This is a genomic window from Streptococcus sp. E17BB (assembly GCF_041807725.1).
GTDB classification, from domain to species: Bacteria; Bacillota; Bacilli; order Lactobacillales; family Streptococcaceae; genus Streptococcus; species Streptococcus entericus.
This window is the reverse complement of sequence record NZ_JBGTZC010000002.1, coordinates 19,012-37,843: the sequence shown is the minus strand read 5'-3', so window position 1 is coordinate 37,843 and position 18,832 is coordinate 19,012. Positions and strand designations below refer to the sequence as shown.

General features: G+C 44.6%; 16 protein-coding genes, 1 tRNA gene and 1 riboswitch. Of the genes, 12 read left to right on the top strand and 5 right to left on the bottom strand.

Annotation, left to right across the window (positions count from 1 at the left end):
- Positions 1 to 324: 324 nt before the first annotated feature.
- The 4 genes from ACERC7_RS00635 to ACERC7_RS00620 all read left to right on the top strand — a co-directional run bounded on the left by ACERC7_RS00635 (position 325) and on the right by ACERC7_RS00620 (position 8,194).
- Positions 325 to 6,024 (top strand): KxYKxGKxW signal peptide domain-containing protein, encoded by a 5,700-nt coding sequence (locus ACERC7_RS00635; protein WP_373665839.1) that lies wholly within the window; start codon positions 325 to 327, stop codon positions 6,022 to 6,024.
- 368 nt (positions 6,025 to 6,392) lie between these two features.
- Entirely contained in the window at positions 6,393 to 7,259 is an 867-nt protein-coding gene (locus ACERC7_RS00630; protein ID WP_373659097.1) for an ABC transporter permease, read from the top strand.
- Positions 7,256 to 8,014, top strand: a complete 759-nt coding sequence (locus ACERC7_RS00625; RefSeq protein WP_373660334.1) for an ABC transporter ATP-binding protein — start codon at positions 7,256 to 7,258, stop codon at positions 8,012 to 8,014. The genes ACERC7_RS00630 and ACERC7_RS00625 overlap by 4 nt, the downstream gene beginning before the upstream one ends.
- A 107-nt stretch (positions 8,015 to 8,121) precedes the next feature.
- Positions 8,122 to 8,194: transfer RNA gene (locus ACERC7_RS00620), tRNA-Ala, on the top strand.
- A gap of 105 nt (positions 8,195 to 8,299) precedes the next feature.
- Here ACERC7_RS00620 and gatD read toward each other — a convergent pair.
- Positions 8,300 to 9,085 carry a lipid II isoglutaminyl synthase subunit GatD gene (gatD, locus tag ACERC7_RS00615; RefSeq protein WP_373665838.1) on the bottom strand — a complete coding sequence of 262 codons (786 nt, stop codon included), beginning with the start codon at positions 9,083 to 9,085 and terminating at the stop codon, positions 8,300 to 8,302.
- Positions 9,085 to 10,428: a lipid II isoglutaminyl synthase subunit MurT gene (gene murT, locus ACERC7_RS00610; RefSeq protein ID WP_373659084.1), complete on the bottom strand. Its 1,344-nt coding sequence runs from the start codon at positions 10,426 to 10,428 to the stop codon at positions 9,085 to 9,087. Before murT ends, gatD begins: the two co-directional genes overlap by 1 nt.
- 108 nt (positions 10,429 to 10,536) lie before the next feature.
- Positions 10,537 to 10,748: riboswitch (FMN riboswitch) on the top strand.
- Positions 10,749 to 10,911: 163 nt separating this feature from the next.
- On the opposite strand from murT, the gene ACERC7_RS00605 reads away from it, so the two are divergent.
- The 3 genes from ACERC7_RS00605 to ACERC7_RS00595 all read left to right on the top strand — a co-directional run bounded on the left by ACERC7_RS00605 (position 10,912) and on the right by ACERC7_RS00595 (position 13,000).
- On the top strand, positions 10,912 to 11,484 hold the full coding sequence (locus tag ACERC7_RS00605; RefSeq protein ID WP_373665837.1) for an ECF transporter S component: 573 nt from the start codon (positions 10,912 to 10,914) through the stop codon (positions 11,482 to 11,484).
- Positions 11,471 to 12,127: a phosphatase PAP2 family protein gene (locus tag ACERC7_RS00600; protein ID WP_373665836.1), complete on the top strand. Its 657-nt coding sequence runs from the start codon at positions 11,471 to 11,473 to the stop codon at positions 12,125 to 12,127. Before ACERC7_RS00605 ends, ACERC7_RS00600 begins: the two co-directional genes overlap by 14 nt.
- Positions 12,128 to 12,280: 153 nt before the next feature.
- Positions 12,281 to 13,000 (top strand): hypothetical protein, encoded by a 720-nt coding sequence (locus ACERC7_RS00595; RefSeq protein ID WP_373665835.1) that lies wholly within the window; start codon positions 12,281 to 12,283, stop codon positions 12,998 to 13,000.
- A 58-nt stretch (positions 13,001 to 13,058) separates the two neighbouring features.
- On the opposite strand, the gene ACERC7_RS00590 is transcribed toward ACERC7_RS00595, so the two are convergent.
- Positions 13,059 to 14,141 (bottom strand): DEAD/DEAH box helicase, encoded by a 1,083-nt coding sequence (locus tag ACERC7_RS00590; protein WP_373665834.1) that lies wholly within the window; start codon positions 14,139 to 14,141, stop codon positions 13,059 to 13,061.
- Positions 14,142 to 14,264: 123 nt separating this feature from the next.
- Between ACERC7_RS00590 and udk the strand changes: the two genes are divergently transcribed.
- Entirely contained in the window at positions 14,265 to 14,888 is a 624-nt protein-coding gene (gene udk / locus ACERC7_RS00585) for a uridine kinase (protein WP_373659077.1), read from the top strand.
- A gap of 37 nt (positions 14,889 to 14,925) precedes the next feature.
- Here udk and ACERC7_RS00580 read toward each other — a convergent pair whose 3' ends face one another.
- Entirely contained in the window at positions 14,926 to 15,558 is a 633-nt protein-coding gene (locus ACERC7_RS00580) for a copper homeostasis protein CutC (protein WP_373659076.1), read from the bottom strand.
- Positions 15,559 to 15,669: 111 nt separating this feature from the next.
- Here ACERC7_RS00580 and ACERC7_RS00575 point away from each other — a divergent pair, with 111 nt between their 5' ends.
- Entirely contained in the window at positions 15,670 to 16,047 is a 378-nt protein-coding gene (locus ACERC7_RS00575) for a RidA family protein (protein ID WP_373660339.1), read from the top strand.
- A 32-nt stretch (positions 16,048 to 16,079) separates the two neighbouring features.
- Positions 16,080 to 16,661, top strand: a complete 582-nt coding sequence (locus ACERC7_RS00570; RefSeq protein ID WP_373659074.1) for a xanthine phosphoribosyltransferase — start codon at positions 16,080 to 16,082, stop codon at positions 16,659 to 16,661.
- Between the two features lie 466 nt (positions 16,662 to 17,127).
- Here ACERC7_RS00570 and ACERC7_RS00565 read toward each other — a convergent pair whose 3' ends face one another.
- Positions 17,128 to 17,286 carry a hypothetical protein gene (locus ACERC7_RS00565; RefSeq protein ID WP_373665833.1) on the bottom strand — a complete coding sequence of 53 codons (159 nt, stop codon included), beginning with the start codon at positions 17,284 to 17,286 and terminating at the stop codon, positions 17,128 to 17,130.
- Positions 17,287 to 17,605: 319 nt separating this feature from the next.
- Between ACERC7_RS00565 and ACERC7_RS00560 the strand changes: the two genes are divergently transcribed.
- Positions 17,606 to 18,352: a DivIVA domain-containing protein gene (locus tag ACERC7_RS00560; protein WP_373665832.1), complete on the top strand. Its 747-nt coding sequence runs from the start codon at positions 17,606 to 17,608 to the stop codon at positions 18,350 to 18,352.
- A 12-nt stretch (positions 18,353 to 18,364) separates the two neighbouring features.
- Positions 18,365 to 18,790, top strand: coding sequence for a hypothetical protein (locus ACERC7_RS00555; RefSeq protein WP_373665831.1), 426 nt, complete (start codon positions 18,365 to 18,367; stop codon positions 18,788 to 18,790).
- The last annotated feature ends 42 nt before the right edge of the window (positions 18,791 to 18,832 follow it).

Genomic DNA, 18,832 nt, shown 5'->3' with positions numbered 1-18,832 from the left:
AGTTATCCGCTATCTATTATAGACCATCTTAAGCATTATTGGTGAAAAATAGTACAAAATTTATAAAAATAATAGCATGACCTTTAGTTTTGGTGCTAAAAGAAACATATAGGGGAGTTTTTAGAGACTTTGTGACATAGCCGAGCTGTTGTGCAAGCCGTAAGCCTATCGAGCTAATCAGTGTTTGTTGTTTTCGATATTTTAGAAAAATTTCAGAAAAAAACTGGAAACATTTTTATTGTTAAAATCTTATCAAAATGCTTGACTTTTCGGGCAAACGGTTGCATAATGAGAAGTGAACTATAAATTAAAGGAGTTTCTTTTATGGCACAAGAGACAAGAACTAAAGGATTCAGAATGTGGAAATCTGGCAAGCGCTGGTTATTTGCGATAGGGGCTTCAACGGCTATTTTTTTAGGCACAGGAGTGCAAGCGGTTGCTCAAGGCCCTGACGAACTCAACCAGCAGACGGACCAATTGCCACAACACATCACTGCGACGGATACTGTCAGCAATCTTGTGATTGAGCCAGAGACCAATTCATCAAAACATGGTGAGGTTTTGGATGCTCATTTGGCAGAAGAAGATGATGAGGTTGATCATATTATCGGAGACGATAGCCAAATTCCCAGTGAATTTTTACGCAGTGCTAGTCCAGTGACAGCTGTCCCAAGTTCCGTTGATGTCACAACAGCAAAGCCCGTGACGATTTATTATAAGCCTACACAGGATGAGGGGGATTACTATGCCTATGTCTGGGGCGATGGACTTGAACAAAATCAACAGGGCAAAGAGGTACAGATGACAAAAGAGGGGGAACAGTATAAACTAACTGTTACTCCCAAAAAAGATGCAACTTTCTTTAACTACATTATCAAGAAAGGTCAGGGCTGGAATAACAATAAAAAAACAGGCGATATGACCGCCACGGTTAATCCCTACACGGAGACAGCTATTTACGTTGGCGATGATTTTTACTCTCAGATTTCTAACCTACAAACAGAAGCTTTTGATAAAACGTTTGGTTATGAGGACAAACGCGTTAGCGAAACAGCTCCAGATAAGTTTGAAACTGTCGGTAGTTTAGGTCGTCTAGGGGCGACATTACATGATGATGGGACTGCTACAATCAACCTTTGGGCACCGACAGCTAAGGAGGTTAAGCTCAATCTTTATAAAAAACTTGAACCAGGTGCACAAGCGGACAAAGAAATTCAGATGAAACGGGGTGAAGACGTCAATCCTGATGACCATACTAAAAATACCGTTGGCGTTTGGCATTACAAGATTACTAAAGACATTCTGGATAGCCTGAACCTGACAACAGCTAAAAATCTAGCTTATGACTACACTCTCAGTCTTCCAAACGCCCACTTTATTCAAGTGGAAGAACAGCATGTTGAACTAAACGGTCAGAGGAAAGTATTAAAAGTCTACCGTAACTCTGCAACGGAGAAAGTTCTCAATTACCATCATAAAGATGCTAGCCAGACTGTCCTAGGTCAAAACCGTGAGGCAACTCGTGAAGAAGTAGCTGCTTTTTATGCCGGTGATGAGATAATTAGGGAAAATGGTAATATTAAAGTTTCTAAGCACGAGCATAAGATTGTCACCACTCAAGACCCATACTCAGTAGCTGTTATCCAAGGCGGTACACGGTCAGTGATTCTTGATCCAAGTAAGGTCGGTGATAAGGTAACAATCACTAAGAACAAACGTGCCAAAACTAATTCAGAAGTGAGTGTTTTGGAAGTAAATATCCGTGATTTTTCAATCGACGAGTCATCAGGTGTTAAAAAAGAAGATCGTGGAAACTATCTTGGATTTGTTCAAGAAGGGACAAAAACGCCAGATGGCACGATGACTGGTCTTGATTACCTCAAATATCGTGGTACCAATTACTTGCAAATGATGCCGCTTAACGATTTTGAGACGGTTCCAGAGTTGGATAAAGAGGATCCTGAAAATATCAAAATTTCTGAAAAAGAACCTGATGGTGTTCACAACAACCAACAAAACTGGGGCTATGATCCAAAGAACTATAACGTGCCAGAAGGTTCTTACGCCACTGATCCAAAAGACCCTGAAAATCGCATCAAAGAACTCAAGCAGATGATGCAAAAACTCCACGATGTCGGTCTTAACGTCATATTGGACGTGGTTTACAATCACCTCTACCATGGGCAAAAAAATGTCTTTGAACAAACTGTTCCTGGCTATTTCTACGCCATCAACCAGCCTGCCAACGTGATGAACAACGATATTTTTGTAGGCAATGCGGTGCGTTCTAACTCTGAGATGATGAGACGTTACATTGTCAATTCAACAGCTTTCTGGGCAGCTGAGTATGGCATGGATGGCTTCCGATTTGATGCCATGAGTGACCTTGATGTCAAGACCCTGAACGATGTCCGTGACGCTTTGAATAAGGTTGGTGAGAATATTGTCACTTACGGAGAAGGTTGGGACAGTATGGGTAAATACTTGCCTGAGGGTCAGGCAGGTAGTGATGCCCATGGTAAGAAAATCCCGACATACGGCTTCTTTGATGCAACCAGCCGAAACGCCATTGTTGGGCATGCTCACGATAGTCATCTGGATGCGCCCGGATTTGTGAACCAGGCGGTAGATGACGGAGAGAGAAAAAGGGTCAATAATCCAAATATAGACAAAACGACCAGTCTGGCGAATAGCCTACTGGGTGGAGACCGTGGAAAATATGCCAATGCCTCTCAGCAACTTAATTATGTTGAGTGCCATGACGGGATGACTTTGAGTGACATTTTGAAACGTTATAACGTTATTGACACGCGTGACCCACAGCGCCATTTAAATCGTGTAGAGTTAGCGACAGCTATGAGTGCTTTGGCACAAGGGATTCATTTTTCACAACACGGTCAAGAGTTCTTACGAACAAAAATGAACTCCGTAAACACTTATAACTCTGGTGATGAGTACAACAAGATTGACTGGACTTTAGTGACAAAACACTCAGATGCAGTAAACTTTTCTAAGGCTATTACCCAGCTACGTTTAGCAGAGCCATTGTTCCAGTTATCTGAATATAAGGATATTGACGAAAAAATGGTTGTCACTAATGCCCAAGATCAGTCAGGTGTTATCACTTATGAGCTTCGTCCTGATGGTAAAGGTGAGACTGTTAATGGCAAGTACCTTGTTATCTTTAATAATAATAAGGGTGATGGCGAGTCTTCACTAACTCTCGGTGGTGATGAATGGTACTATGGCGGTAAACAGGATATGGAGAATCACAAGAACCTTGAAGGCAACCGCGGTGTCATCAATTCAACCAACGATTTCAGTAAAGCCTTTATCGTTACGACAAATGCTAAGAAACTTTATGACAAAATTGGTCAAACGGTTGGTGAGAAAAAATTGACGGTAGATCCGCTGTCTGCAACGGTACTCTTTATCCCAGCACCTGCAAAAGCTGTGGAGTTGAAAGATGCTGAGCGCGTGATTACTTATGTTAATCGAAAAGGTGAAACTGTAGCGTCTGAAAAGAGGCAGGCAGTAACTTATTTGACCGTTGAGGAAACAGCACCGGAGTTGAAATTTGGCTTTGAAAAATCTCAGATTCCAGTGACCACAACTGATTTGGGACATAAGGAAAACATTGTCAACAAGGTTTCCCGAGAAACGCCAACTGTCAAACGTATCTATGTAGCAACAGATGCTTCAGGACGTGCCATTAAGGCAAATACTGAATTAAATCAGGTTCAAATCGGTGACGATGGCAAGCCGGTTGATACCGACCAAATCAAATGGAAACTGATGACACCTGTTGCTTTTGTGGAACAAGCACCAAAAGGCTTTAAAGACCAACCTGTCTACACAACTGATAAACAAAAATGGCTCTCTCAAGCGTGGGATAACGTAGCGGAAATTCATCATCCGAAGGTAGAAAATCACCATGTTCAATCTGTTAGTCCAACTGAAGCAGGTGATAAAGAAAAAGTGAATATTGGGTCTGTTCAACTTGGTCAAGCGACGGCAACGGTCACAGTGACCTATGCTAAGGAAAGCGTAGCTAGAATTATTTCTGAAAATGACCCTGAGGAAAAATTGCCTCTAAATGAAGCTGCAGCTAATAGTGAGTATATGGTAAAAGGCTTAGAGGGCGATGCGATTGCATTTGCAGTGACTGATGATGCCTTGAAGCGAGAAGGTTACACTTATACAGTTAATGGCAAAGCTAATTTGACAGAGGCGTTGGCTGATCCGGCGGGTGTCTTCGGTGAAGAGGAGAAAGTCTTTAGAGTCGTTTATGAGGAAAAACCTATCCCAGCCTTGATTATTCAAGATATCGCCACGACGACAATCCCAGCGATGAAGATTGAGAATACAGCTAAGACCACAATCCCAGCCTTGATTATTCAAGATATCGCCACGACGACAATTCCGGCGTTGAGAATTGAGGATACCGCGACGACTACCATTCCAGCACTGAGAATTGAGGATACCGCGACGACTACCATTCCAGCACTGAGAATTGAGGATACCGCGACGACGACGATTCCCGCGTTGAAGATTGAAGATGTCGCGACGACGACGATTCCAGCGCTGAGAATTGAGAATACCGCGACGACGACGATTCCAGCACTGAGAATTGAGGATACCGCTATGACGACAGTTCCAGCCTTGATTATTCAAGATATCGCTACGACGACAATTCCAGCACTGAGAATTGAGGATACCGCGACGACGACGATTCCAGCACTGAGAATTGAGGATACCGCAACGACGACAATTCCCGCGTTGATGATTGAGGATACCGCGACGACGACAATTCCCGCGTTGATGATTGAGGATACCGCGACGACGACGATTCCAGCGCTGAGAATTGAGAATACCGCGACGACGACGATTCCAGCACTGAGAATTGAGAATACCGCGACGACGACGATTCCAGCAATGAAAATTGAGGATACGGCAAAAACCACAATCCCAGCAATGAAGATTGAAGATACGGCAACAACCACAATCCCAGCCATGAAGATTGAGGATACGGCAATGACCACAATTCCAGCCATGAAGATTGAGGATACGGCAACAACCACAATCCTAGCGTTGAAGATTGAAGATACGGCAACAACCACAATCCCAGCAATGAAAATTGAGGATACGGCAACAACCACAATCCCAGCAATGAAAATTGAGGATACGGCAAAAACCACAATCCCAGCAATGAGAATCGAGGACACGGCCACGACGACGATCCCAGCGATGAAAATTGAGGACACGGCCACGACGACCATTCCTGCGTTGAGAATTGAGGATACCGCGACGACGACGATTCCAGCACTGAGAATTGAGGATACGGCCACGACGACCATTCCAGCATTGAGAATTGAGGATATTGATAAAGATGGGCAAAAACCTCTAGCAGAGCCATTTGAACGTCGACTTGTCGATACACGAACAGGTGTTACTGTTATCCTTGACAGACGTGAATCTTCTGATATTGTTTCCCTACGTGTTGTTCCCAAGATTCTATCTCCTCAGGAAACACCAGAGAGTCTAGTAGAACAGGATTATGATTTGTACGATATCGATCTAGTGAATAGAGAGGGGAAAGTTGTCAAAATGGCCTATTCTGTTAGAGTTCTCTTGCCGGTAGACCCTGATAAAATGGTTAAACAAGTTCTTTATCTACCGGAAACATCTCCTGTAAGAGCCCTTGATTTTACACTTGTTGAGTCAGGTCGATTTGTGGAGATTATAGCGAAAAGCTTTAGTCAATATGCTGTCATTTATCATTCTCAAATAGTATTAAATAATCAAGAAGATGATGAAGCTCGTAGCATCCAAGAACCAACAGAACAGATTATTGTGCCAGCTTTAGATCGTCCAACAGCAATAACTGTTGCCGATAGCACTGGTGTAGCATTGACGTTGCCAAGCACGGGAGACAATGACTCTGCAATTTCTCAGCTAATTGCTGGTGTTACTTTAATAACACTTGGCTTGGTTGGAGTTTCTCGTCAAAAGCGAGAGGAGTAAAGAATTGCTAAAGAGATGACTTTAGCTGAGTATGAGAGGAGACGAAATACCGTCTTCTCTTTTGCTATACTCAAAGTTTTGAGGAGTCTGTGGTTAATTTAGCTACTATAATCACAGTCTTTGGCTGATATAATATCTGTTAACGTGTTATCAACGTATCAGCTACATAAGATATTTTTTAATGGGCTAGTTAGAGCGTTTTAATCAGAGGTTTTGTGAGTTTGTTTCGGAGTCTCTAATTGATTTACCAGTGGTCTTATACGGTTTTTGAGGTATCGTCTAATCAGTTATTATTGTGATTTTGCTTTTCTGGTCAGATTGTGATACACTGATGGCAGAATTTATTCGTTAAACAAGAAAGGTAAATGATGATTATTTCAGCAGTTTCTCAAGGGCTTTTATGGGCTGTTCTAGGCTTGGGTATTTTTATGACCTACCGTATTTTGAACTTTCCTGATATGACGACGGAGGGCTCCTTTCCGCTGGGAGGTGCAGTTGCTGTAACGCTCTTGGTGCAAGGTGTTCACCCATTATTAGCCACGTTTGTGGCAGTGCTAGCGGGCTGCTTAGCTGGTCTGGTGACGGGGTTGCTCTATACCAAAGGCAAAATCCCCACCATCTTGGCTGGGATTTTAACCATGACAGCTATTCATTCCGTGATGCTCTTTATCATGGGTAGGGCTAATCTGGGTTTGTTAGACGTGGACACGCTTCAGTCAGCTCTGCCATTTTCCCAAAGCATCAACCTCCTCATCATGGGGCTTATCGTCGTGAGCTTGGTTATTGCTGCTCTCATCTTTTTCCTCCATACTCAGCTGGGCCAAGCCTATGTGGCGACGGGAGATAATAAAGAGATGGCGCGGAGTTTTGGGATAAACACTGACCGTATGGAAGTACTAGGCTTGGTGCTATCAAATGGCGTGATTGCGTTGGCTGGAGCGCTAATTAGTCAACAGGATGGCTATGCTGACGTGGGTAAGGGAACTGGTGTTATTGTTATTGGGCTAGCTTCCATTATTATCGGTGAAGTGCTCTTGGCTGGTCATCTGACCCTGCTTGAGCGACTTTTAACGATTGTTGTAGGGTCAATCTTTTATCAGTTGTTGATTGCCCTAATTATTACCCTTGGCTTTAATACCAGTTACCTGAAATTCTTCTCGGCGCTGGTTCTGGCTATCAGCCTGATGATACCTGAATGGCGCAATCTGGTGCTGAAAGGAGGACGTGTCAAATGACAACAATTGTATCCCTGAAACAAGCCACCGTGGCTGTGGATAATGGACTTGACCAGAAAAAAATTATTCTCAATCAGGTCGATTTGGATATTGACGAGCAGGATTTTATCACCATTTTGGGAGGCAATGGCGCTGGAAAGTCGACCTTGTTTAACGTGTTGTCTGGGACCTTGCCCTTGACCAGCGGTCAGATGTTGGTCAGAGGAGAAGACGTGACGCGACTTCCTGCTCATGAGCGGGCGCGTTACTTGTCTCGGGTCTTTCAAGATCCAAAGCTAGGGACTGCCCCTCGGATGACAGTTGCTGAGAATTTGCTGATTGCCCTAAATCGTGGTGAGAAAAGGCAGCTTGTCCCGAGGCAACTTGACCAGCAACGCGAAAATTTCCAATCGCTACTCGCTCAGGTTGGCAATGGCTTGGAGAACCATCTGGACACGGCAACAGGGCTCCTATCAGGTGGTCAACGACAGGCACTCAGCCTTTTGATGGCGACCCTCAAAAGACCCGACCTCTTGCTCTTGGATGAACATACGGCAGCCCTTGATCCAAAAACTAGTCAGTCCTTGATGAGATTGACGCAACGCTTTATCGATGAGGGCAACTTGACCGCACTCATGATTACCCATCAGATGGCTGATGCCTTGACCTACGGTAATCGTCTTTTGGTCATGAAGGATGGGAAAATTATCAAAGACTTGCGTGCAGAAGAAAAGAACCTTATGACAATGGCAGATTATTATCAGTTGTTTGATTAGAACAGACTTGATGATGGCAATTAACTAAAAAATGACTGAAACTATTGACAGTTACCATTATATTTGATAGAATAAATGTGTTAGATATGTGAAAACATTTATTCGATGGGGCCTTAGCTCAGCTGGGAGAGCGTTTGGCTGGCAGCCAAAAGGTCAGGGGTTCGATCCCCCTAGGTTCCATGATAGACTGGGGTTACCCAGTTTTTTTATGGTTTCATTAGGTTGCTTGGCTCATAAAAACGCCTAACATCAGGTTATTACAACCAATGATGTTAGGCGTTTTTGCTAGTTTTTATCAACCTTACGTTTCATGTCTTCGTATTCTTCTGGTCGTTCGAGACTGAGAATATCCTCATAACTGGCTAGTTGAATATCTTGACCGTAACGGTTTTTAAGAGCAGTGACGACAAGACGATAGGCCAGGTTGGTGTTGCGAGAGAGGATGGGACCGTGGAAGTAGGAGCCGTAGACATTCTTGTACTGAACACCTTCCCCATCATGTTCATCATTGTTTCCGATACCGTAGAGGACCTTGCCCAGTGGTTTTTGATCATCGGCTAAAAAGGTTCGCCCCTGATGATTTTCAAAGCCATAGTAAATCTCATCAAAATCTTCGTTATAAATCTTAATATCGCCGATGTAGCGGTTGTCGGTCTGGTTGAGGGTGTAGTGCCCCATGACCCCAACGCCGTCAATCTTGACACCATTAGCTTGTATATAGTATTGCCCTAGAAGCTGGAAACCACCGCAGATAGCCACGACCACCTTGTTTTCTTGGATAAAGGCGTCAAGCGCTTCTTTTTTCAGAGGTAAATCCTTAGATACGATGGACTGTTCGTAGTCTTGACCACCACCGAAGAGGGCGATGTCATAGTGGTCCTTGTCAAAAGAATCTCCCAGCGACACGATGTCCGCCGTCACCTTAGCCCCCAGCTTTTCACCGATGTATTTGAGCATGAGGATATTGCCATAGTCCCCGTAGGTATTCATCAGATCCCCGTAGAGGTGGGCGATGTTGAGCTCGTAGGTGTAGTCACGAGTGTCGGGAGAGCTTGTTGAGGTGTAAACCATTAGTCTTTCTCCTTTCTGACCGCTTGTTTTTGGGCTAATAGCTCGCGCAGCTCCAGCATGGCGGTATAGGTCGCAAGAATATAGGCGTGCTGACTATCCTGCCTTTCAATGGCGCTGAGCAGGTCTTCCAGCGTTTTTCTAGCGGTGATTTTTTCGGCTGGGTAGCCAGTCACCCGCAAACGTCTAGCGATTTCTGGGTACCGAACGCCACCAGCATTGATTTCAGTGATAGCCATCTGGTTAATCTGTTCAAAATCCGCATCCCAGATCCAGCTGGTATCAATCCCGTCGGCGTAGTTGGCATTGAGCAGGACAGACAAGCTAAATGCATAAGGAGCCAGCTTAATCATCTCCAGCGCCTGACTAGCCCCAACAGGGTTTTTAATCAAAACAAGGGTACAGTCTTTATCACCTATTTTAAAGGTTTCTTGGCGACCGAAAACAGCTCGTGATTTATCAAAGCCAGTCTTGATAACCTCAGGGGATATGCCCAGATGCTCTGCTATGGCGACGGCCGCTAGGGCGTTGTAGATGTTGTAGAGCCCGCCGACATTGATGGTGTAGTTTTGCCCATCGATGACAAAGCTAGAGGAGACATGAGTCAGATTGGTTAGCTCGGTCAGGGTATAATCCAGTGCTGGTCGCTCAAAATCGCAGTTAGGACAGGTATAGTCGCCCAAGTTAGCGTAGGTGTTGAGACGATAGTTGATGATGCTGTCACAGTGCGGACAGAGAATGCCTTCCGTGTTAAAATGTGCCCGCTTTGGCTCTGTTTTTGTCGTGTCAAAACCATAGTATTTGATAGAATTGTTGATAGGATGAGAGTTGAAGAGCGGACTATCACCATTAGCCAGAACTGTTACTTGAGGAGCTTTAGCGATGCCATCCAAAATCATCTGATAAGTGGTGTAAATCTCGCCATACCGATCCATCTGATCACGAAAGATATTGGTCATGACAATCAGGCTTGGGGTGATGTGGTCGGTGATTTTTGATAAACTTGCTTCGTCAATTTCCAGTACCGCAATTTTTCGACCAGAAGCATTCGGTCTAGCCGTTAAAAAAGTTGACGTGATGCCGGTAATCATATTGGCACCGCTTGGATTGGTCACCACTTGTCCAAATGCTTCCCTAAGGATACCAACCGTCAGGGCAGTGGTCAGGGTTTTGCCGTTGGTGCCTGTAATGACGATAATCTCATAGTCTTTGGCGAGATGTTTAAGAATGGTTGGGTCTAATTGTAGAGCAATTTTACCAGGCAGGGTAGAGCCACGACCTAGCTTACTCAGCATAAAGTGAGCTGCTTGTCCAGCAGTCTTTGCAAATACAGTTTTCATGTTCATGTGTTTTATTGTACCATAAAGCACCAGAGCTGTCATGCGGAGAAGATAGGATTAAACTGCTAATTAGTTCTAAATGCTTGCCAAGTTCTCTTTTTTCTGTTATGCTTAAATAGTCTTCAGGGCAGGGTGTAATTCCCGACCGGCGGTGACTGGTGAGTAGACTGCCTTCTAAACCGTATTTTACCTTTCTGGTTGTGCGATTGGTGTACACAGAGGTATTAAACGTTTAGGGAACAGTCAATCATCAGAAGTCCGTGAGCGCAAGCTGATGTGGTGTGATTCCACAACCGACAGTATAGTCTGGATGGGAGAAGACAAGGAGTTTTGTTTGAAGCAGGGCTGTATAAGCTTTATCTTTTTGGTGGGTCTATGTCAATTTTTTTGATATTTGATACATCAATTAGGAGAGCAGATGTTGTTCTGTATCGACACCGACCTCTTTGTGACTTCTTTCAATTGTCAAAAATTGGAGGAATTTTTTATATGTTAAACACACGACGTCTGACGTTCATTGCGATTTTAGGGGCACTGTCTTTTGTACTCATGTTTTTCAGCTTTCCGATTATCCCAGGGGCGGATTTTTTGAAAGTTGAACTGAGCGTGTTACCGGTCTTGCTAGGCTTATTTCTAATGGATGTGAAAGCGGCTTACCAGATACTGATTCTGCGCACCGTGCTAAAGCTCTTACTCAATAATCATGGTGTTAATGATGTTATCGGTCTACCGATGAACATCGTCGCTCTTGGGCTATTTGTGACTTGCTTTGCCGTCTTCACCCATCGTCGTCAGTCGACCAAATCCCTGCTATTAGCAGGGGGTATTGGGACGCTTAGTCTGACAGTTGCTATGCTCTTTTTAAACTATGTGTACGCCATGCCTCTTTATGCAACCTTTGCAAATTTTGATATCGCCAAGCATATCGGAACAAGCACTTATTTAGTTGGAATGGTCTTGCCCTTTAATCTGGTTCAAGGTGCCTTGTTCACCTTAGCGACGGTCATCATATTACTGCCCCACAAACGCTTATTTAGAAGGATAATGGATGATGCTCAATAAAACGACGTATTATGCGAAAGCCTCGTTTGCCCTGTTAATTGTGGTATTTCTGGGCTATGTGGTTAAATTCTACCCCAATCAGCTGGTTGAGGCGGATAGTGCGATACAAGGTGCTGTGCGTGGCAATCTGCCTCAGATTTTAACCAGCTTTTTCTCTCATGTGACCGTTCTTGGTAATACCCTAACTCAGGTTATTTTGGTTAGCGTGCTGACAGCCATACTTTATTTTTGGAAGAACTGGCGCGCTGAGGCGATTTGGGTCTGGGCTAGCGGTCTGTCGGCAGGCATTTTAATTCCGACATTGAAACTTATCTATGCACGTCCACGTCCTAGCTTGTCGCATTTGGTAGAGGCAAGTGGCTATTCCTTTCCGAGTGGTCATGCAACAGGGGCAATGCTGATCTTTGGCAGTCTGCTTGTTATCATCTCGCAACGTATGCCCAAGGGATGGTTCAAGCTGTTGGTGCAAACAGGTCTGATGTTCTTGATTGTTCTTGTTGGTCTATCAAGAATTTACCTAGGTGTGCACTACCCTAGTGATGTGCTAGCCGGTTTTGTGCTTGGCTTTGGAGTGCTTCATCTGCTCTATCCGACCTATATGACATGGCGCTTCAAGTGGCGTTTTACCGGTCAATCACGCTAAGCCTATAACCTAAACGATTGAAAAGATAGAGACTGATATTTTAATCACTGTGTTAAACGAAGAGATTTGGACAGACTTATTCAAATCTCTTTTCTTTTTATTCTTTTTCAAGATAATGGTATAATAAAAGAAAACGATATTAGGAGGTGTCGCATGAAAAAATATGTATGGGCAATCGGACTTGCTCTTATCGTAGGTATCTTGTGGTGGTTTAGTTTACCAAAGGCTACTGACATAGCTTTGCGCTTGGAGCGAGACCGTGCGGAACAGTTTTATCCCGTAGCCTATGCCGATTGGGTAGAGCGCAATGGTCATCAGTTTTATCTAATTAGTCCGTTTGGAGAGCATTCACCAACAAATAACTTACAGGTGATACTGAGTGCAATCTCTACACAAGAGGAGCTGCCGTCGAATCAGATTAAGGTAATTCGTGGGGACTATCAGGAGACCGAGCTGGCTGGTATCCGCTATCTCGTTTTCAATGAGAGTGTTTATGACATCGGTGGTTCAACGCCACGTCTTATCGCCAGTCGTCCGATTAGCAAACAGCACCATATTGAAAAAAATCAGGGTCTTTTTACCTTGACTGATTTATTCAATGGCTATCAGACTTATGTGACTGACGCTGTAGCTAAAGCATTAGAAAACCATCCCAGAAAAGACGAGTTATTAACCAAGCAGTTTGACTGGTCTCCTCTGGAAAAGTATGAGAAAAGCGGGGTTCAAACAGATGGCTATACCATCAGAAACGGCTATATGGTATTTGATATCGGTGTTAGCCTTCCCTTGTCGACATTTCACGATGTCATTGACCCATCTTATCTCAAGGGGAATGACTTACTTGATTATCAGACCTTACAAAGCAGGCAATAAACGATAAAAAAAAAGCAGACTAGCCTGATTGTAAAGCCATCAAGGCAGCCTGTCTTTTTTAAGCCTTATACAATTTTTGGTCTTTGAGGATAAGCTCGCTAACTGAGGCAAATTTTTTCAGTTGCTTCAGTTCTTCTTGATGGCTAATCAGGGTGATGACTAGACCTTCCTTACCCATGCGACCGGTACGCCCAGCACGGTGAGTATAGGCCTCCTTATCCCGAGGCACCTCGTAGTTGATGACCAGCTCAAGCCCTTCAATATCAATTCCTCTGGCAACCAAGTCAGTCGCCAACAGGAGAGCGATGTCATGCTGTTTAAACTTGTCTAAGATGACCTTTCTGAACTTGACATTAACGTCACTGGCAAGGGAAACAGCAGAGCTACCGAGATAGGTTAGTCGCTCCTCGCAAGCCCCTAAATCGGATAAGCTGTTAAAGAACACCAAACCACGGCAGTCTGGAATATTAGCAAATTTGCGCAAAATATCAAGCCGGTCGCGCTTATCAACCATCATGTAGTGGTGGCTGATGGTGTCCAGCTGCTGATGAGATAAATCAATAATCACGGTGCCTTTTGCCAATGACGTTTTTTCGATAGCTTGCGTGGCAGAGACATAAATCATCTGATGGTCACGAGGGGCATAGGTGATGATTTTTTTGACAAACTGATACTGGCTGTCTTGCAAGAGGTCATCAAACTCATCTAGGATAATGGTGTTGATTGACATCATTTTTATCTTTTTCAGCTTAATCAACTCAAAGATTCGACCTGCCGTACCGATGAGAATCTCCGGTCCTTTTTTTAATCGCTCAATTTGTCGTTTTTGGCTGGAACCAGATAAAAATAGCTGAGCGGTCAATCCTAATGGTTCTGCCCAGGTTTTGGTGACTTCAAAAATCTGCCCAGCTAGTTCAGAGTTGGGGGCCAAAATCAGCAACTGCTGACTTTTTTTAGGGCTTAGTCTCAGTAAACTTGGCAAGAGATAGGCTAGGGTCTTGCCTGTTCCTGTCGGACTCACGGCTAGTAAACGTTGACCGTCTTTAATGGGGGTAAAGACAGCTTCTTGGATGGGAGTCAGTTGGTGAAACTGAAGTTCAGTCAACTGGTCTTGCCAAACCTTTGGGAAATTCGATAACATGATGCTCTACTTTCTTTTGTCAGTTGCCCTCATTATACCATAAAAAACCTAGCTAGGGGCTAGCGACTTTTTTTAAAATAAGGTAAAATAGGATGAGACGACTAGAAGAACGAAGGAGACAAGATGCGACAAAAACCTATTATTATCGGTGTGACAGGTGGATCTGGTGGTGGAAAAACAAGCGTTTCTCGTGCGATTTTAGCTAATTTTCCGGATGCCAAAATCGCTATGATTGAACATGATTCCTACTATAAAGACCAAGCCCACTTAACCTTTGAAGAGCGGGTGAAAACCAACTATGACCACCCCTTAGCCTTTGATACGGACTTGATGATTGAGCACTTAAAAGAGTTAATCGCTGGTCGTCCGGTCGACATCCCGATTTACGACTACACCATGCACACAAGGAGCGATAAATCCTATCGTCAAGAGCCACAAGATGTTTTTATTGTTGAAGGGATCTTGGTGTTAGAAGACAAGCGACTGCGCGATGTCATGGACATTAAACTGTTTGTGGACACAGATGACGACATTCGGATTATCCGTCGGATTAAGCGCGATATGGAGGAGCGTGGGCGCAGCCTTGACAGTATCATCGAGCAGTACACGACAGTGGTTAAGCCCATGTATCATCAGTTTATCGAGCCGACCAAGCGCTACGCCGACATCGTCATCCCAGAAGGCGTGAGCAACCTGGTGGCAATCGACTTGATTAACACAAAAATCGCAACGATTTTAGCAGAGTAAAAAGAGAGAAGTTATGATAACTTCTCTCTTTCGTTCATTACAACAAACCAGTGCCGTGGACTTGGTTGGTTCCTGTCTGTGCGAGCAAATCAGCATAGTTGGTCTTGTTGACACCGCCACCGAGGAGAATCTCGATGCGACCGTCAGCGTGGCTAATTAGGGTCTTGATATGGTCGATGTTGTCAAAAATGTTATGACGTTTTTCTGAACCATGAAGGAGAAGGCGCTTGAAACCGAGCTCAATCAGCTGGTCGAGGGCTGTTGTCTGCTCTGCTATTGGTACCAAATCAAAAGCCATATGAAAGACCATGTCTACCCCTTGGCAAGCGGGCAAGAGTTGCTCGATAGCCTCTATGTCGATGCGGTTATCCGGCGTCAGACAGCCAAAGACTAGAGCGTCGCTTTCCAGCTCAACCGCGCGGAGGATGTCCTCCTCCATGATACGGAGCTCGATGTCGTTATAGACAAAGTCACCGCCGCGAGGGCGAATCATGGTTGCGACACTGATCTGGTTGTCGTGGAGGAAACGAGCAGCTTCCTTGATGACACCGTAGCTGGGAGTTGTTCCCCCAACAGCTAGGTTATCACAGAGCTCAACACGGGTGATGTCCGTCCCAACCAGGCGGTGGAGGTCAGTTAGGTTTTCGGCGCAAAATTCTTTTGTAATCATCTTAGTCTCCTTATTTTTGTTAATAATTCATTATAACATAAGGCGTTAACGGTTGCAATTTTCGGCTATTTTTTGTAGAATGAAGACAGAAAACAGGAAAGTGAGATAACGATGAGAACGATTAACACCCCCCATGCACCAGCAGCTATCGGTCCTTATGCCCAGGCTAAGGTTGTCGGCAACCTGCTCTTTACCAGCGGTCAGCTTCCCTTGTCAGCAGAGACAGGAGAGGTTGTCGGCACAACCATCGAAGAGCAGACCCAGCAGGTTCTAAAGAACCTGGAAGCCATTTTGACTGAGGCGGGGACAAGCTTTAACAAGGTTGTTAAGACCACTTGTTTCTTGGCAGATATGGCTGATTTTTCGGTGTTTAACAGTGTTTATGAGACGGCTTTTGCAGCAGAAGTACCAGCTCGCTCTGCCTTTGAGGTCGCTCGTTTACCGCGTGATGTCAAGATTGAGATTGAAGTGATTGCAGAGATTGGGTAAACTCTAAAAGGCTAAGAGCAGAGGAGGGGATGATGAGATTATTAGAAGAACGTATTTTAGCGGATGGTCGTGTTTTAGGCGAAAACATTTTAAAAGTTGATCGTTTTTTAACCCACCAAGTGGACTACCAGCTGATGAAGGCCATCGGTCAGGTCTTTGCGACTGCCTATGCTGAGTGTGGGATTACAAAGGTGGTGACCATCGAAGCCTCAGGTATTTGCCCTGCCCTCTACACTGCTGAGGCGCTTGGAGTTCCCATGATTTTTGCTAAAAAGCATAAGAACATCACCATGACTGAGGGCATCTTAACGGCTGACGTTTATTCCTTCACCAAGCAGGTGACCAGCACTGTCTCGATTGCAGGTCGACTCCTATCCGCCGAGGACAAGGTCTTGATTATCGATGATTTTTTGGCAAATGGCCAAGCTGCCAAGGGGCTTATCGACATTATCAGTCAGGCTCAAGCCAGCATAGCTGGTGTCGGCATCGTTATCGAGAAATCCTTTCAAACAGGCCGCCAAGTGCTGGAAGATTTAGGTGTTCAAGTGACGTCTCTGGCTCGGATTGAGCGGTTTGAGGACGGTCAGGTGGTCTTTGGACCAGCAGATGCTTAGAAGTTGAGACTGGGACAAAAATCGGTAACCCGAAGGGGGCGATGAGTCGGTAGCCCACCTCCGCACAGTTGAGTAGGGCTGTAAAAGCTGATCAGATTATCGAATTATAGTCCGCTCAACCACTGCGCTTTGCTTGAAAATTAAAAATCACTTGAGAAGTTAGGACTTTTGTCCCAACCTCTTTTTGGTGTAGAGGGGAACTTTTACCTCAGGCTCTTGTGACGAGTTAAGAGCAGTGAGGCTTGAACAACGTGAAAGCCAGCGTCTTTAGGTGCTGGCTGGTCTCGTGAGCCTATAGCCCTTGTTCAAACCACCCGTTTGACGGGTGGTCGTGATTGGTGACGACGCTAGATGCCGTTGTGGAGTGCTTCAAGGAACCTGACCCTTGAAGGTGGGAAATCGTGAGTCGCAAGGCAACTCCACTCCCCAATACGCTGGTGTCATCAGCAGAACAGCTCTGAATGAATCAAATGTGGAAAATAATGTTTCCAAAATTTCCAAATGAAACGTGCGTGATGATAGGGTGGTCATCTACCACATGGATGTACACCGCACGCTGGATATTACTGGATGCTTTTGAACGTCTCTCAAAATTTTCCTTGTCCAGCTGTTTGCCCCACTCCATGCGTTGAGTGATAGGTCATCCGACATGTTGGATACTGGTCACTGTATCCTATCACTTGAACCTATCTTTGTGTGGCAGACTGTCCAAACATGCGACAAACTTATTTTTTCCATAAAAAAACTAAACTGTTCAAAACAGACATCACTGTTCTTCATGCGTTTGTCCTGATTTTCAGTTTTTTTTGTGGACAGTTCTTATAAATTGTGATACAGTAGATTTGAATACTATAAATAAAAATAGTCTTTGCACCTGATTGCCCCATCTTATGCTGAGATGAGCATCATAAAAGACGCTTTTATTAGATAAGGAGAAAGGGTCTATGACAAAATTTAGACGTTCACTGTTTGGGTACAAGGTTCGAGATGTTGACAAAGCAGTGAAGTTTTTAAAGGCAGAGTTGCGACAGCGAAAGCAACAAAACGATGAGTACCTCCGTCAAATAAAGCATCTTACTGATGAGTTGAGAAAAGCCAAGGCCGAAGAAGAACTAATCAGAGATGCCATTATCGATGCGAAACATTTATCTAAACGCTTGGTACGTGAGGCAAAAGAACAAGCGACCGAGATGTTGTTTGAAGCTGAGCGTGACATCAATAAACAGTTCGTCCAGTTTGAGGAAAACATGTCGGTTCTAAAACACATGCATGCCAACATCGTCTCTCAAAAACAAGCCCTTAAACAAGAACTCGAAACCACCATCGATCGTTACAAGGAGATGGTAGGAACAGTCGATCAGGGGGCTGAGCGGTTTGATCGTCTCCAGCAAAACATGACGACAGGGCTTGAGCAGGTGGCTGAAAAGACGACCAGCTCTAAACAGGTCATCTTTTTACCTAAAGCGATTCAGAAAAAAGAAGAGGTCAAGGTCGGTCTTGATGTGTCTAAACTGAGCGCGACTAGTCCAGATTATGCTCAGTATATTGCGCCGGAACAACCACCTAAAGCAAAAGCACCTCTAACTGATTATTCTGGTCATGCTGGCACTGGCGACAGGCTGGTGGCAGCCCAGAGTAGTCCGTCAGGTTTTGTCTCAAGTGACGAGATTCCTGTCTTTTCTTTTAAGTGAGAAAGGAGCAGTATGGATAAACTAAACCAGTCCTTTCAGGAAGTTCTTCACCAACGAGGGTTTCAGATGAAGGTGACCTCTGCTGAACAACAGCTCACCTACAAAAGCAGGCTAGCGCTTGATGATGGTGTTCTAGTTGATTTTGCAGTGCAGGTGCCGGTTTCTGACACCAGAGAGGTGATCCAGTTGGTCTTTGACAACCTCTTGACCTGTCCTGATCAGGCTCAGAGGAGTGTGTTTTTGGACATGCTTAACCACATCAATGTGACCTTTGGGATATACTTTTACTTTGCTTTGCGAGAGGATGGGACGGTCTTTGCGCGATACATGCTACCAGTTGACCCTGATCGGACAGAGGTCATTATAGAACTAGCTCAGACCGGTAGTCATCTCATCAAACAAGTCAGGGAGTTACTGATTGAGACCCTTATCCAATGATTGGGGCAGTCAGTCGTCCATGACCGCTGGTTGACTGTTTTA

Coding starts and splice junctions, on each gene's coding strand:
- ACERC7_RS00635 (WP_373665839.1), top strand. CDS start 325: ATGGCACAAGAGACAAGAACTAAAGGATTCAGAATGTGGAAATCTGGC.
- ACERC7_RS00630 (WP_373659097.1), top strand. CDS start 6,393: ATGATTATTTCAGCAGTTTCTCAAGGGCTTTTATGGGCTGTTCTAGGC.
- ACERC7_RS00625 (WP_373660334.1), top strand. CDS start 7,256: ATGACAACAATTGTATCCCTGAAACAAGCCACCGTGGCTGTGGATAAT.
- gatD (WP_373665838.1), bottom strand. CDS start 9,085: ATGGTTTACACCTCAACAAGCTCTCCCGACACTCGTGACTACACCTAC.
- murT (WP_373659084.1), bottom strand. CDS start 10,428: ATGAACATGAAAACTGTATTTGCAAAGACTGCTGGACAAGCAGCTCAC.
- ACERC7_RS00605 (WP_373665837.1), top strand. CDS start 10,912: ATGTTAAACACACGACGTCTGACGTTCATTGCGATTTTAGGGGCACTG.
- ACERC7_RS00600 (WP_373665836.1), top strand. CDS start 11,471: ATGATGCTCAATAAAACGACGTATTATGCGAAAGCCTCGTTTGCCCTG.
- ACERC7_RS00595 (WP_373665835.1), top strand. CDS start 12,281: ATGAAAAAATATGTATGGGCAATCGGACTTGCTCTTATCGTAGGTATC.
- ACERC7_RS00590 (WP_373665834.1), bottom strand. CDS start 14,141: ATGTTATCGAATTTCCCAAAGGTTTGGCAAGACCAGTTGACTGAACTT.
- udk (WP_373659077.1), top strand. CDS start 14,265: ATGCGACAAAAACCTATTATTATCGGTGTGACAGGTGGATCTGGTGGT.
- ACERC7_RS00580 (WP_373659076.1), bottom strand. CDS start 15,558: ATGATTACAAAAGAATTTTGCGCCGAAAACCTAACTGACCTCCACCGC.
- ACERC7_RS00575 (WP_373660339.1), top strand. CDS start 15,670: ATGAGAACGATTAACACCCCCCATGCACCAGCAGCTATCGGTCCTTAT.
- ACERC7_RS00570 (WP_373659074.1), top strand. CDS start 16,080: ATGAGATTATTAGAAGAACGTATTTTAGCGGATGGTCGTGTTTTAGGC.
- ACERC7_RS00565 (WP_373665833.1), bottom strand. CDS start 17,286: ATGGAGTGGGGCAAACAGCTGGACAAGGAAAATTTTGAGAGACGTTCA.
- ACERC7_RS00560 (WP_373665832.1), top strand. CDS start 17,606: ATGACAAAATTTAGACGTTCACTGTTTGGGTACAAGGTTCGAGATGTT.
- ACERC7_RS00555 (WP_373665831.1), top strand. CDS start 18,365: ATGGATAAACTAAACCAGTCCTTTCAGGAAGTTCTTCACCAACGAGGG.